This window comes from Chitinophaga sp. (assembly GCF_036569185.1).
Classification (GTDB): Bacteria; Bacteroidota; Bacteroidia; order Chitinophagales; family Chitinophagaceae; genus Chitinophaga.
Window position 1 is genome coordinate 1 of the sequence record NZ_DATCRD010000239.1, and the last position, 13,740, is coordinate 13,740.

At 44.0% G+C, this 13,740-nt stretch carries 20 protein-coding genes; 12 read left to right on the forward strand and 8 right to left on the reverse strand.

What is annotated here, in order from left to right:
• The 5 genes from VIM72_RS18100 to VIM72_RS18120 form a co-directional block, all read left to right on the forward strand.
• Window positions 1-269, forward strand: a 269-nt coding sequence (locus tag VIM72_RS18100) for a DUF2200 domain-containing protein (protein WP_332004233.1), incomplete at its 5' end; no start/stop codon positions are given.
• Between the two features lie 32 nt (window positions 270-301).
• Window positions 302-1,054 (forward strand): TlpA disulfide reductase family protein, encoded by a 753-nt coding sequence (locus VIM72_RS18105; RefSeq protein WP_332004234.1) that lies wholly within the window; start codon window positions 302-304, stop codon window positions 1,052-1,054.
• 173 nt (window positions 1,055-1,227) lie between these two features.
• On the forward strand, window positions 1,228-1,857 hold the full coding sequence (locus VIM72_RS18110; protein ID WP_332004235.1) for a GNAT family N-acetyltransferase: 630 nt from the start codon (window positions 1,228-1,230) through the stop codon (window positions 1,855-1,857).
• Window positions 1,858-1,912: 55 nt separating this feature from the next.
• Window positions 1,913-2,335 carry a PaaI family thioesterase gene (locus VIM72_RS18115; protein WP_332004236.1) on the forward strand — a complete coding sequence of 141 codons (423 nt, stop codon included), beginning with the start codon at window positions 1,913-1,915 and terminating at the stop codon, window positions 2,333-2,335.
• A 3-nt stretch (window positions 2,336-2,338) separates the two neighbouring features.
• Window positions 2,339-2,845, forward strand: a complete 507-nt coding sequence (locus VIM72_RS18120) for a DinB family protein (RefSeq protein WP_332004237.1) — start codon at window positions 2,339-2,341, stop codon at window positions 2,843-2,845.
• 36 nt (window positions 2,846-2,881) lie between these two features.
• Here the strand turns inward: VIM72_RS18120 and VIM72_RS18125 are convergent, their stop codons facing one another.
• The 5 genes from VIM72_RS18125 to VIM72_RS18145 all read right to left on the reverse strand — a co-directional run bounded on the left by VIM72_RS18125 (window position 2,882) and on the right by VIM72_RS18145 (window position 5,908).
• A complete protein-coding gene (locus tag VIM72_RS18125; protein ID WP_332004238.1) occupies window positions 2,882-3,019 on the reverse strand; it encodes a hypothetical protein in 138 nt (45 codons plus the stop codon).
• Between the two features lie 24 nt (window positions 3,020-3,043).
• Window positions 3,044-3,994, reverse strand: a complete 951-nt coding sequence (locus tag VIM72_RS18130; RefSeq protein ID WP_332004239.1) for a hypothetical protein — start codon at window positions 3,992-3,994, stop codon at window positions 3,044-3,046.
• Between the two features lie 37 nt (window positions 3,995-4,031).
• Entirely contained in the window at window positions 4,032-4,484 is a 453-nt protein-coding gene (locus VIM72_RS18135) for a DUF6265 family protein (RefSeq protein WP_332004240.1), read from the reverse strand.
• Between the two features lie 62 nt (window positions 4,485-4,546).
• Window positions 4,547-4,759, reverse strand: a complete 213-nt coding sequence (locus VIM72_RS18140) for a hypothetical protein (protein WP_332004241.1) — start codon at window positions 4,757-4,759, stop codon at window positions 4,547-4,549.
• Window positions 4,760-4,798: 39 nt separating this feature from the next.
• Window positions 4,799-5,908, reverse strand: coding sequence for an alpha/beta hydrolase (locus VIM72_RS18145; protein ID WP_332004242.1), 1,110 nt, complete (start codon window positions 5,906-5,908; stop codon window positions 4,799-4,801).
• Between the two features lie 304 nt (window positions 5,909-6,212).
• Here VIM72_RS18145 and VIM72_RS18150 point away from each other — a divergent pair, with 304 nt between their 5' ends.
• Window positions 6,213-7,697: a tetratricopeptide repeat protein gene (locus tag VIM72_RS18150; protein ID WP_332004243.1), complete on the forward strand. Its 1,485-nt coding sequence runs from the start codon at window positions 6,213-6,215 to the stop codon at window positions 7,695-7,697.
• A 64-nt stretch (window positions 7,698-7,761) separates the two neighbouring features.
• On the opposite strand, the gene VIM72_RS18155 is transcribed toward VIM72_RS18150, so the two are convergent.
• Window positions 7,762-8,475: an SDR family oxidoreductase gene (locus VIM72_RS18155; protein WP_332004244.1), complete on the reverse strand. Its 714-nt coding sequence runs from the start codon at window positions 8,473-8,475 to the stop codon at window positions 7,762-7,764.
• Window positions 8,476-8,661: 186 nt separating this feature from the next.
• Here VIM72_RS18155 and VIM72_RS18160 point away from each other — a divergent pair, with 186 nt between their 5' ends.
• Complete coding sequence (locus VIM72_RS18160) at window positions 8,662-9,450, forward strand: AAA family ATPase (RefSeq protein ID WP_332004245.1); 789 nt, start codon at window positions 8,662-8,664, stop codon at window positions 9,448-9,450.
• 60 nt (window positions 9,451-9,510) lie between these two features.
• On the opposite strand, the gene VIM72_RS18165 is transcribed toward VIM72_RS18160, so the two are convergent.
• The gene (locus VIM72_RS18165; protein WP_332004246.1) at window positions 9,511-10,266 is read right to left on the reverse strand and encodes an SDR family oxidoreductase; all 756 of its coding nucleotides are present in this window, start codon (window positions 10,264-10,266) and stop codon (window positions 9,511-9,513) included.
• A gap of 53 nt (window positions 10,267-10,319) precedes the next feature.
• Window positions 10,320-10,727, reverse strand: a complete 408-nt coding sequence (locus VIM72_RS18170) for an AraC family transcriptional regulator (protein WP_332004247.1) — start codon at window positions 10,725-10,727, stop codon at window positions 10,320-10,322.
• Window positions 10,728-10,837: 110 nt separating this feature from the next.
• Here VIM72_RS18170 and VIM72_RS18175 point away from each other — a divergent pair, with 110 nt between their 5' ends.
• The 5 genes from VIM72_RS18175 to VIM72_RS18195 all read left to right on the forward strand — a co-directional run bounded on the left by VIM72_RS18175 (window position 10,838) and on the right by VIM72_RS18195 (window position 13,678).
• Entirely contained in the window at window positions 10,838-11,818 is a 981-nt protein-coding gene (locus VIM72_RS18175; RefSeq protein WP_332004248.1) for a hypothetical protein, read from the forward strand.
• Between the two features lie 94 nt (window positions 11,819-11,912).
• Window positions 11,913-12,233, forward strand: a complete 321-nt coding sequence (locus tag VIM72_RS18180) for a metalloregulator ArsR/SmtB family transcription factor (protein ID WP_332004249.1) — start codon at window positions 11,913-11,915, stop codon at window positions 12,231-12,233.
• A 1-nt stretch (window position 12,234) separates the two neighbouring features.
• Complete coding sequence (locus VIM72_RS18185; RefSeq protein ID WP_332004250.1) at window positions 12,235-12,702, forward strand: SRPBCC family protein; 468 nt, start codon at window positions 12,235-12,237, stop codon at window positions 12,700-12,702.
• Window positions 12,703-12,708: 6 nt separating this feature from the next.
• Window positions 12,709-13,089, forward strand: a complete 381-nt coding sequence (locus VIM72_RS18190; RefSeq protein ID WP_332004251.1) for a DoxX family protein — start codon at window positions 12,709-12,711, stop codon at window positions 13,087-13,089.
• A 13-nt stretch (window positions 13,090-13,102) separates the two neighbouring features.
• Entirely contained in the window at window positions 13,103-13,678 is a 576-nt protein-coding gene (locus VIM72_RS18195) for a YdeI/OmpD-associated family protein (protein WP_332004252.1), read from the forward strand.
• The last annotated feature ends 62 nt before the right edge of the window (window positions 13,679-13,740 follow it).

Below are 13,740 nucleotides of genomic sequence, written 5' to 3' on the forward strand. Positions count from 1 at the left end.
CAAGAGAGGAAGTACATGAAATTATTTTTTGGCTGACGGGATATAATCAACAACAATTTCAACAACATCTCGACAATAAGACAGATTTTGAAACCTTCTTCGCACAGGCTCCCCAACTAAATCCCAACGTGTCAAAAATCACAGGTGTAATTTGCGGATACCGGGTAGAAGAGATAGAGGATAAGCTGATGCAAAAAATCCGGTACCTGGATAAACTGATCGACGAGTTAGCAAAGGGGAAAACAATGGAGAAAATCTTAAGGAAGTAAGTAAAATGTTATCTTAACAAAAAATTGCAACAATGAGATCATTGATTGTTTTGCTTCTGATACTGATTCAACATAAAATATCTGCGCAGCAGAACGTATATACTTTTAACAATGGTATATTATTAACCGAAGCTGAAATAAGAGCATCTTTTGATGCTGTAAAAAAGACGCTCCCATCATCTCTTTCGCTAACAGCAGTTATTTATCATAAGGTGACCGAAAAGGATACTGTGATTAACTACATCACCTTTGATGCAGCAAAAAAAGCAGCCGGGCAACAATCACCCGGATTTGAAATGTTATACAAACAGGATTCTATTTTTTTGCTACTAAATAAAAAACTTCCCGGCTTCAACCTCGCTGAACTGGGTGGCAACAAAGTTTCTTCTGCTCAATTGATGGGGAAGCCCACGCTTATTAACTTCTGGGCCATCTATTGTGGGCCATGTATCGCGGAAATGCCCCAGTTAAGTATGCTTAAAGAGAAATACAAAGACAAAATGAATTTCATCTCAATTACAGAAAACAGCGCAGCGGGCGACCGGTTAACAGATTTTCTGAAAGATAAAAAATTTAACTTCCAGGTGTTGGAAAATGGAGAGATGTATAAGAAGGAGATAAAAATAAGTGCACTGCCGACCAACCTGTTCCTTGACAAAAATGGTATACTAAGATTCATACAGGGTAACTATCCCTTAAACGGGAACTCGGCGCCCCTGGATATAGATGATAAAGCAAATTACTTTACCCGGATCATCGAGGACCTTATTAAAGGTGAAAATTAGCTATGTGGAAAAAAATTAAAATATCCAATCCCCGGACTTATGTAGCCCTGACTTCCAATTTCGAAAGAGACGATAAAAATATATATTCTTCCGGGAAACTATCCTGGCAAATGCGGATTATGAGGAGATGCCATAAAAAACCACATCACTGATAAATAAATATGCAGCAGGATATGATTGATCCATCTATTGTTGAAAAATGGCTTAGAGGCTGGTCTTTATCACGCGGCTTACCGCTTCCTGCGAAAAGTGATAGCGGATTCAGAGTCGATGTAGGATGGCCGGAGCAAAAGACCCGTTATGTTTTTCCCGGTTTCACCAATGAATTTATTGACCTGGCAAATACCATTACTGAGCCCCGGGTATTTCTTAAAGTATGCGCGCCTCCTGGTGTCATTAAAAACAGGATACCCTCCCGATGGGTTATACAACCTCCTGGCTTTATGATGACCTGCTTTAAAACTATGTCATCGCCTAAAAGCGCATTACCTGATGGGTATGTATTAGAAGTAAGGAATGAAGCGCCCGTTTCCCTGGCAAAAGTTCTTACCACTAATGGAGATATAGCTGCCATCGGGCGGCTGGTTTTTGTAGATGATTTTGTTATTTATGACCGTATAGAAACGGATCTGTTGCATCGCCGTAAAGGACTGGCAACAATGATCATGAAAACACTTGAAGACATCGCAATTTCCAGTGGAAAAACCAATGCTGTGCTGGTAGCAACAGAAGCAGGCAAAGCCTTATATGAAACACTTGGCTGGACATTATATACTCCTTACACCTCGGTGGTAATTCCATAGCTACAGGTATTTTGCAAATAACTAAAAATGGCTACCTTCCCTGAAAGAACTGTTTATGTTTGACCAGCACATCAGCGAAAGGATCAAAGCCAGTTTTGCCCGGCAGAAATTGATGCAATTTTATGGCGCCATCATCCAGGATATCGGCAGCGGTACAATGGAGATTGCTGTTCCTCCCACAGATTTCCTGTTACGTACCTCCGGCATTTTTCACGGCGGTGTAATTGCCGCACTGGCAGATACCGCAGGAGGATATGCCGCCACCACACTTTACCAGGAAGATGTTTCATTTCTGACCATCGAGTTTAAAATTAACTTCCTCCGGCAGGCGAAAGGAGAAAAACTCGTCGCCAAAGCCACGGTTATAAAGGGAGGAGCCACCCTCACTGTTGCGCAAACCGACCTTTTCACTGTTAATAACGGTAAAGAAACACAGGTAGCTACGTCATTGATCACTCTCATGAAAGCCAGCAGATAAATCATGGAAATACTTACAATACAACCCTTCCTCGACTACTACGACAAAGTGCGGGAACGTACCCTCCGGCTTATTAAAGTAGTACCACCCGGCCAGCTGGACTGGTCCTATTTACCCGGAAAGTTCAGTATCGGTGATCAGATCAGGCATATTGCCACTATTGAAAGATATATGTTTGCCGAAACCATTGCCGGCCGGAAAAGCGCTTACCAGAGCTGTGGCAAGGAACTGGCAGATGGTTATGATAATGTGCTCTCCTTTTTCAATGAATTACACCAGCAATCACTTGCAATATTCCGCCAGTTAAGCGATGAAGACCTGCAACGGAAATGCATTACTCCTGGTAATGTGGAAATGCGGATATGGAAGTGGATGCGTGCGATGGTGGAACATGAAATCCACCATCGGGGGGAGCTATATATTTATCTGAACCTGCTGGGTATAAAAACTCCGCCCATGTATGGATTAACTTCTGAAGAAGTGGCGGAGAACAGTGTTCCGGCTATTTAAGCGACAGACAGCTTTTATGTGTTTGTAATATATCTTTTAAACAGCCATTCCCCACGATACCCATTCGCCGTAAAACAAATTATCAGGATACAGCGACAATATTGTCAATGTACCAAATCCAACATATAAAAAAGAAACCAGGTAAGAGTAGCTGTATGCCGCGTTTTTAGTCATCACTCAAATGATTTACGTCCATGTTCATTTCATAAACCGTTCATACCAGCCGAGCACCCGCATTGCCCTTAAGGTATTCCAGCGACTGGGCCGGCCGTCGCCGTCTTCGAGGGCGAAATGAACCCTGCCCGGATGCGTGTTCTCCAGCAACCATGTACCATCAGGCTGCTGCCTGGACCGGAGCAGGCCGATAGCTTCAGCTATGCGCGGATCAGGCGCATCCCCTGCCAGGCGGAAGTACTCAAGGGCGCGCAATACATCGTAATGCCAGCGGACAGGGAACGAGTACTGTAACCAGGCAGGATCCACAATTTCACCGGTGCTTTTGCGCCGGAATAGTTGCCGTTCAAGCAGGTACTCCTCTCCCCTCCGACGGGCTGCGATGGATGCTGCAGAGCCACCGGTGGCTCGCTCATGCGCCAGTAATCCTTCCAGTACATTGATGGTTGTTGCAAACGAAGAACGGCAGGAACCTATTTCCACATCACAATTCCAACCTCCGTCTTCCAGCTGCTCTTCAAGTAACCGCGCAACAATATCATCTACCTGCTGATCAAAATAAACACCTAACGCAACAGTTCTCCCATTAATACAAGGCTCCACTTCTCCACTAAAGAACGGTTGCCCTGCATGTTCCCAGCAACAATGGTCCCTGATCAAGCTGATGGTACGGCGCATACGCTCCGTGTGAGGATTGATCCCGAAATTCCATAATAACTGGAGTGTAGGCAACGTTGATATCCAGGGCTGACCAGGCTCCTTTGAATCCGTTTGAAGTCCCGCTGCCGGGAAACAGGCCCCCCCGGCCCATTGGCCATCTTCGTCCTGCAAGGCCAGCAGCCTTGCGCCCCAGCCTTCGGTGGCTATCCGCTCACGTTCAGCAGTGTACACCTCCGCCGGTGCATGCATAAGATCACGCAATACCTGCCAGCGGATAGCAGGATCACCGTCGAGCAGCCAGTTCAGTACATCCATTTAAATTGTAATTTTCAAACAGGTCATACAAATTTTATCATCCTTTCTCAAATAGAAAACTGGCAGACTTACCATTACCTGAAACAGTTACTTTCAACTTTTTATCTTCCCTTTCATACACTATCTTTTTAGGAAAATCGTGTTCATTGTTTTCACAGGTAAACCCATTTCTACTAATGGAGGTCATCTTAAACCAGACAGGTGCCTTATTTTCCGGAACATCCGCTACGTAGTAGATAGCATCCCCTTTAACTACCAGCTCCAGTTTTTCGGAGAAAACAGTATCCTTCCCATGCAGCGTTATACCTGTGCCTTTCATGGAAGAAGGAGTGCTGCTCTCCCATTTCTCATACCCTGCGCGGCCCGGTTTCGTGCTGATCTTTTTCCATGTGCCCTCCAGCCATTTCAGTTGCGGGAAATCTGTTGCTGCCTGGCCGGATACAACCGCTGTAAGAATGCTTAGCATACATGATAGGAGCACTCGTTTCATGTTACCCAAAGATTAGGTATGTAAAATAAGACATATTCCTATCCACAACAAAAAATGCCTGCCTATACTCTTACCTGTTTCCTGAGCTTCTTCTTTAGCAGATGCCCTTTCCACATCCAGAGGCCGCTTAATACTACTACCGGCAGGAATACCCAGCGCACCGCATTTGCAGCGGGAGGATTGGCGGCAACCGGCCCATAAATATATCCCAGTATGGGAATGCTGAGTATAATGTGTAACCAGCGGATTATTTTACGTTCTGTAGCTGCTTTCATAAAAACGTTTGTTACACAAAACTAGCCCGTTACCTGCTTTCATTTATGGGAAGTAGACATGGACGGAAAATGTGCCGACAAAACCTGGTTGTGATGAAGATTCAAACGCTTTAACCAATCCGTCATTAGCGATACATAGCCAGGCGCGAATATTTCTTTGGGATTATCTTTATACCGTTCCCTTCTTTCTATGGTTTCAGCCCGTTTACCGGTATGGTTAAATGTGAGTGTATGATCGGCATCGGGAATGATCCTTATCAAAGCCTGGGCGTTGCCAATACGTTTCATTACTTTCCTGTATGTTGCGGCTCCTTTCCGGGGAGGCACCATCAGATCATTTTCACCCCAGATGGCTAATACCGGGCAGTTAAGGCCCTCTAAATGCGGAGGATTGTCTTTCTTCAAAACAATACTTAAATATTTATACACTACTTCATCTCCCCCAATAACATTATCCGCCCATTTAGCGCCCTTTATCTCCTTTTGCAATGCTGCAAAATGCTCATAGGGCTTATCCCCGTTTATCATCTCTTTAAGTTTCCGGTTGTAGGCAACCGCTTTACGTATATCCGTCCGGGAAAAACCATCCGCCTTCATTTCCGATTTCACCCTGTATAATTCCTGACTGAAAGCGGTAGTTACCGGCGAAGAAACGGTTATTACAAAAGCAGGCTTTATCTTTTCACTTACCAGGGGAATAACCCAACCCGCCTGGCTGATTCCCCAGTATCCTATGCCTGAAGTGTCGGTTATATCCAGCGTTTTGAGTTTATTTACTGCGCTGATCACCTCGTTGGCCCTGTCTTCCATGGATAGTTCATACCATTTCCCCTGGGATTGACCAACACCCGGCCTGTTCCAGGAATAACAGGCAAAGCCGGCTTTGGTAAATTCTTCCCATAAATACCTGTAGTTATCCGATGAACTGTAATCTTCCGGCCCCGAACCATGTACAAAAACAATAACAGGCAGTTTACCTTTATACTCAACAGGAGTGATCAGTTTTCCAAAAATTTCATTTCCATTACTGTTGAAATTGAGATCACACTCGCTATAGCCAGGTCTTTTGTTCTGAGCTATGAGAGGACGCTGGACCATACAAAGCAGCGCTGTTACCAATAACAATAAGCGTATCTTACCAACGGACATTATATCTTTTTTAAGATTACAAAAAGAGATTTCATCACTTTCTATTTTATCTTCCCTGCCAGATCTTTCTTCTCCAAAAATATAATATTAAAATACAAAGAGCCCTTATTACTTCAGGCATACCGTAAGTTTACCGGCAAGGATAACAGAAAAGGGACTTCCACTTGTATCAAAACTAAATGGAAATTCCGGAGTGCCACTATTTTTCTTAAATTGAGAATAGAAAAGCCCATACAACGGCTGTTGGTTAAATTATAAAAAGATACCAGACAATTACAGCATCATGAAAATTTTATCCAGGTGTTTGGCAACCACAACAGTTTTTTTCCTTTGCGTTACCACGGGAAATGCTCAAAAGAGTAATGCCCGGGGACTCACCGATGAAGCATTGGCCCAGCTGATGCTCGGCAACTTTGCTACAGCCCTCAGCTATGCTACAAACGCTATCAAAGCCGACAACAATATGGCTTTAGCTTATGCCGTGCGCGGAAGGGCGCTAACCGCAGCAGGCGATTACACCGGGGCTGAAACCGATCTGAAAAAAGCTATTTCGTTAGCGCCGGTTAACGCCCGGAGAGGCACTTACTATGCGTTCCTGTCTTATAACTATGTATTGAAGGGAGAAGATAAAACAATAAGATACAGGGCTACAGACTCTGCAAGAACATTGCTATATAAAACAACAGTGGAAGTCAAACCTGCTGTGGCACTGGAAGCCTACGCCCGTGCACTGGTAGAAAAAAGCGATCTCACAGACACCAATGACGATGCCATCGCTTATGCTACCTATGCCATCGACCTGGCTCCGGAGTTTGCACTGGCTTATGCTTTGAGAGGAATGCTGCATAAAAGGCATACTGATAAAAATCCGCAACACTACGAAAAAGCGGTGGCCGACTATACCAGGGCCCTTGCCATCAATACAAGCTATTACGACGCCTTTATTGGCCGGGCAGAAGCCTATGAACTGTTGAAAGAATACGATACTGCACTGAAAGACTATGATAAAGCTATTTCGCTTAATCCAAAAGAACCTACAGGCTATAACTGGCGTGCCAATTTTTTTATAAATAAACTTGATTATAGCCGCGCTATTGCAGATTATACCAAAGCAGTAGAACTTGCCCCAAAAGAACCCGCCTATTACTGGAACAGGGCCCTCACCTATGAAGCAGTGGGAGATTTTGGCGCCGCTGATGCCGATTGGCTCAGGTATAAGGACCTGGGTGGTAAAAATGCACCATCCAATACCACCCGGCAGGAAGCAATTTATCCTGCATCCAGGTTCGATGCCTCCAAGGCAAAATTCATATTTGAAAAAGGAGGAGCAAGTATTTCAGGCAGGGCATGCTCAAATAAAGAAGGACAGGTTTACTATGCAAAATGGATCAGCATTACGCTATACCCGGTTACCCCCTATCTGGAAGAATGGATCGACCTGAGAAAAAAGAATAAAAACAAAAATACATCCGTATTCATGACCCAGGAAGCCAGCAAATACGCGGTGTTAATACAAAGCAATGAAAATGGAGAGTTCACATTTGAAGGGCTTGCACCCGGGAAATATTACCTGGAAGCTTATTTCGATTTCACTGTTCATAAAACAGTAAATGTTTACGATGGGTACCAGCGGGAAGGCCCGGTGATGGTGCACTATTGGAGCAAACGTCATGTACAGGACAACTACGATGAGCGGCTTCAGAAATTCGTAGAAATAAAACAGGACGGTGAAAATGTGAAGCGGGTGTCATTGACAAAAAAAGGCGGAGGAGGATGCTTCGGGCTCTGACGATACAGCAAATCCTCACAACAGCTGTCCGGCAGAAAAAAGTTGGTCTGCCATTGGCATATTACTAAATATTATGTCCTTTGGGAAGAATCATCAGCTTCGGGATGTTCACATGCTCCGGCTGTGACATAATGAATTTCACCACCTCCACAATATCTGCAGTAGATAAAGGATGACTGATATTCATACTTTCCTTCGGATGCACTTTCCAGTTTTTATGCAGCTCCGTCATTACCAGTCCCGGTTCTATACAGCTGATCTTTATCCGGGAATCCGTCAGTTCCATCCTGAGCGCTTCCGACAAGGCTTCCATGGCGAATTTGGTGGCTGCATATGCACCAGCCGTGGCCCTTACTTTGGTGCCCAGTACGCTCGACAGGTTAACGATATGCCCCGATTCCTGTTGCCTGAATTTCTTCAACATGGCATAAGTAAGACGGAACGTTGATTCTATATTCAAACGAAGCATAGCCGTCATCCTGTCTATATCCATATCTTCTATAGTGCCCACCTCAATGATGCCGGCACAATTGAACAGGTAATCGCACCTCCCATACCTGCTCCAGATATGCGAGATCACGGAGTCCTGGAACTCCGGGGAGTTAAGATCCCCGGGAAGTACCTCTACATTGGGGGATATCAGTTCTTCAAGCCGATCGCTTCTGCGGGCGGTTATAATCAGCTGGTTATTCCCTTCCTGTTTCAGTGCATCAGCTATAGCGTGCCCAATACCACTGCTGGCGCCGGTAATAAGGCATATTTGTTTATCAGTGTTCATCAGGATAATACTTTAAGTACTTTAAAACTGAAAAATAGAAAATTTATTTAACGAAAGCTATACCGGGGATCTTCTGCCGGTAACAGGCAGTTTATACCAACATATGCCCACTCATTTTTATCCTCCGGTAAATGTTTTTTTACATAGGAAAATAGTATCTTAATCTTTCAATTCAATGTTATTGTTATGCCCTTTCTCCGGTCCTTATCCATAAACACGTCTCACTCACATCCATTCCCGTTCAACGTGCCGGCGGTGAAGCATGGAAAGAATATAGCCATAGACAACAGGATTACCATCTTTACCGGCGACAATGGTACCGGTAAATCCACGCTGCTGGAAAGTATTGCGATGCGTATGAATACGCCACTGATAGGCGATCATATCGGCAAAAGGGATGACTTTAACGCCGCCAGGTCATTACAGCCCTACCTGCAACTGGAACAGGTAAGGAAGCCACTGAATGGCTTCTTCTTCCGGGCGGAAGATTTCGGCGACTATATCTACAAACTAAAACAGCAAAAGAACGGTAACAATGCCTTTTTAGAGGATATGCGGGGTGAAGTAGCTGATAGCGCGCTCGATAAAATGGCTGAAAGCATGCATACCCTGCTGCATATGATGCGGAGGGATTACGGGGAAAACCTCCTGGCGCTTTCCCACGGGGAAGCCTATCTGAAAATCATACAAACAAAAATAAATGATAACGGCATTTACCTGCTGGATGAACCGGAAGCCGCATTATCTCCCCTTAAACAATTATCGCTGATATCCTTTATCCTGGAGGCGCTGAAAAGCAAAAACTCCCAGTTTATCGTAGCCACACATTCCCCGATCATTATGGGTATACCAGGAGCCCTCCTCTATGAGATAAGCGAAGATGAAATACGGCAAACAGCTTATGAAGACACAGAGCATTACCGTATTACCCATTCGTTTCTCAGTAACCCGGCGTTTTATCTCCGGCATCTGTAAAATAATAAATACAGATAGCGGAACAGGAAGTCCGCTTCCCGTTCCGCTGTCTGTATTTAGTTATCGTGTGGTATAACCACCGTTGGCAAAAATAGTTTGCCCGGTGATCCACCATCCGTCTGTTACCAGGAACAACACCAGGGGAGCAATGTCTTTGATGTCTGTAAGTCCGCCTAATGCAGAAGCGGATTTATGATAAGCTACTGCATCCTCACTTTCCTGTCCGTAGAAAAACGGGGTATCCATTGGGCCGGGAGCCACTGCTGATACCGATATACCACGGCTGCCAAATTCTTTGGAGGCAGCGCGGGTAAAATCTTCCACCGGTGCTTTCATGCCCGCGTAAGTGGAGTAATAGCCCGTAAATGCCGCCAGCAGGGAAGTAACAATGGTACAGATTTTACCGTTATCATTCAGTTTTTTACCTGCTTCCTGGATAAAGAAATAGGCTATTTTGGAGTTGATAACGGCCATACTGTCGTACTCCGCTTCACTGGTAGCTATGTATTCTTTCTTCAGCACTTTACCAACGGTATTTACAGCAATGTCTATTCCTCCAAACCTGGAAATGGCTTCATCAAAGAACCTGGTAATATTCTTTACATTGGTCAGATCCGCCTGGAACAGGAAGGCTTCAGCGCCGAGGGCCTGTACATCAGAAAGCGTTTTCTCCGCATCAGTCCTGGTGCTTTCACTATTGTAATGAATAGCCAGCTTTGCACCTCTTTCTGCAAAATTACGGCTCAATAAACCTCCCAGGTTCTTCGCTCCGCCTGCAATCAAAACTACTTTTCCTTTTAAATCATTTCTTGCCATAATGAAAATATTTATTGTTTAAACTATGACAAAGTTCCATGTACCTGTTAGTTTTATCGTGGTGAACTTTTCGGAAGTTTTTTAAGGGATGGATTATTCTTCCGCCATTGATCAGGTGTTAATTTTACATATTTCCGGAAGAATTTTGAAAAATTGGAGGGATCGTAAGTCAGCGTGATGGCGATATGCGCCACAGAGAAGTCTGTTTCCTGTAAAAGCTGTTGGGCCTTTTCAATAATTTTCTGATCGTAGAAGTGACAGGGGTGGGCGCCCATGGTCTGCTTAATGGTATCGGTTAAGTGTTTGTGAGAAACGTGCAACTCAGCTGCAATTTCATTCAGCTCCATCATTTCATTCACCCTACCCGCTACCAGGTCATCAATGTGCTTGTCTAAAAACACAAAGTACTGACTGGTGATCTCCTCGCTCCTTTTTATTCGTTTGTTGCCGGTATCAGTCATCATTACTTTTTTACAAATGTAGGGGCTGGAGATTATATATCCGCATTGAAAATATGCTGAGCTTCCGGAAGCTGTACCATATATTAATCAAATTTTCCTAATTTAATAGGATGATGAAATCTTATGACGCCGTTAAAGAGCTTCTTCATCCAAGGGTACACCATCGATTGTTAAAGGGATACTTTACCGGGTTATTTAATCCCGGGCAGGATATGTTCTTTGCTGCTACCTACGTGGATGAATTTACGGAGGAAGACCTTGAATGGCTGAACTACCAGCTTAACGGGCACTCTGTCATTAGCGCTCCGCCAAAGGACATTCCTGCAGGGCAGAAAAATGATTGGCAGTTACGCCCGCCTGATGCTTTTGACCCCAAAAAATATGATGCTTACGCCATTGCTTTTACCGGAGCTTACTACCAGGAGCAATGGTATGTTTCACCATCCTTAACTTACTTCCAGAACCTGGATGAAAAAAGGGCCAAAGCATGGATCATCCAGGACGATATCTTCGGGAAAGAGGTTTATCAGCCATACAAGCAGCTACCATGGGCTAAATTCAACGTATCATGGAAAGAGTTTGAAGACGCTCCCTTTTTGGTAGCTGATATTAAACAAAGAAAAAAAGAAAAGGTGAACCAGGCTTTCAGGTATTACCTGGACATAGGAATTTTGGATACCCTGGCTGAAAAGCTGCGCATATACTATCCCGGTAAATACGATGAAATAAGCGGCCTGCTTGCAAACCCGCACTTTACCAGCCTGTTCCCGGAGCATAAACGCTTTGTATTATTAGCAACGGCGGCCAAAGGAAGGCATGAAGAAACTGCCGTGTTGCGGTACCTGGTGTACATACCGGGGAAAAATGAATTTTATGAGTGGACCTACTTTTCACCTGATACAGGAGTTCCTCACGCACAAGATCTCATTGAGCAGCTAAAAGACATCACCCATTTGAATGATTTCTGCTACCTGAATTCTTCCTGCACACTGGATGATGATTCTTTTTGGGAGAATTACGTTTTCCTCCGGGAAAACGGGGAGTATAAATATTTACAGAGACTGTCCTTCAACGGGTATAATTTCTTTTAATGGCTATTATATACTAACCCCATTTATCTATCTCTCTAAAAAAATTTGTGTAGTTAAATAACTACACATATATTTGTAGTCAAATAGCTACACGATGAATTTAAGACGAGACGTGTTCCAGGCCATAGCAGACCCTACAAGAAGGGCCATACTCCTGTTGGTAGCCTCCCAGTCCATGACGGCAGGCGCCATAGCTGCGAATTTTGACACGGCGAGGCCAACCGTATCAAAACATCTGCAGATACTTACTGAATGCGAACTGCTTAAACAGGAACAGAACGGAAGAGAAATTCACTACCACTTAAATCCTAAAAAGATGAAAGAAATAGCAGACTTCCTTGAACCATTCCGCAAAATGTGGGACGACCGGTTCAACAAATTAGAATCCATCATGAAAAAATATAAAAACAAATAATATGGAACAGAAAACAAAAATTCATGCGGAGGATGGCAAACAGGAACTGTTTATAACAAGGGAATTTGACCTGCCGCTGGAATTACTTTTTAAAGCTTATGAGGAGCCTGAAATTATAGAGCAGTGGATGGGTACCAAAGTACTGAAGCTCGAAAACAAAGCGCATGGAAGCTGGCAGTATCAAACATCAAATGAGCAGGGCCAGGTAGTGTTCGAAGCGCATGGAGTTATACATGAGTTTGTTCCCAACCGGAAAATCACCCGGACATTTGAAATGGTGAATGCCCCCTTTGATGTACAGCTTGAGTTCCTGGAGTTTGAAAAAGTTACAGAAGATACCAGCAGGCTGAAAATGCAGATCATATACAGATCAATTGAGCTGAGGGAGCAACAGCTGAAAATGCCTTTTGCATATGGTATAAACATGGCGCATAACAAATTACAGGACATTGTAAGCAAATTAAAATAACGCCTTATGACAAAGAGAAACAAAATTATCTATTGGATAGCTACGCTCTGGCTGGCATTGGGAATGACATCCACCGGCATAGTACAGTTGCTCAGAATAAAACAAGAGCAGGATTTTACCGCCAACCTGGGTTATCCTGATTATTTTTTAACTATATTAGGTACATGGAAGCTCCTGGGTGTAGTGGCTATACTTGTTCCCAGATCTCCTTTAATTAAGGAATGGGCGTATGCAGGCTTTTTCTTTGCTATGTCGGGTGCTGCCTTTTCACATATCCTGTCGGGTACCACAAAAGAAATTTTCCCCTGCCTGTTATTACTGGCATTAACTATAACATCCTGGTATTTCCGGCCAGCCGACAGGAAACTCATTCCGGTTAATCAATAAAAAATTAAATATCATGAATCCCAAGGTTGATTTTTACTTTGAAAAAGAAAAGTGGCAGAAAGAGCAGCGACAGCTGAGGAAGATAGCGCTCGATTGCAGTCTTACCGAAGAGTTGAAATGGGGCTGTCCCTGTTATACTTTCGAGGGAAACAACATCGTGTTAATACATGCGTTTAAAGAATATTGCGCATTCCTCTTTTTCAAAGGTGCGTTGTTGCATGATGCCGAAGGTCTCCTGATACAGCAAACAGAAAACGTGCAATCGGCGCGCCAGATCCGGTTCACCAATGTAAAGGAAATCGTACAGCTGGCGCCCACATTAAAGGCTTACATCTACGAAGCTATTGAAGTGGAAAAAGCCGGTCTGAAGGTGAAATTCAAAAAACCATCGCAATTTGCCGTGGCGGAAGAGTTCCAGGAACGACTGGATAAAATGCCGGCGTTGAAGAAAGCTTTTGACGCACTTACGCCAGGAAGACAAAGAGCCTATCTCCTCCATTTCTCCAGTCCCAAACAATCCAAAACCCGGGAGTCGCGGGTTGAAAAATACCTGCAGCAAATACTTGACGGAAAGGGATTGGATGACTAATATGCTGGTAACATTCCAACGTTGAAAAAACATTCCAGTGAACCAGGAAACATTAAGGGATA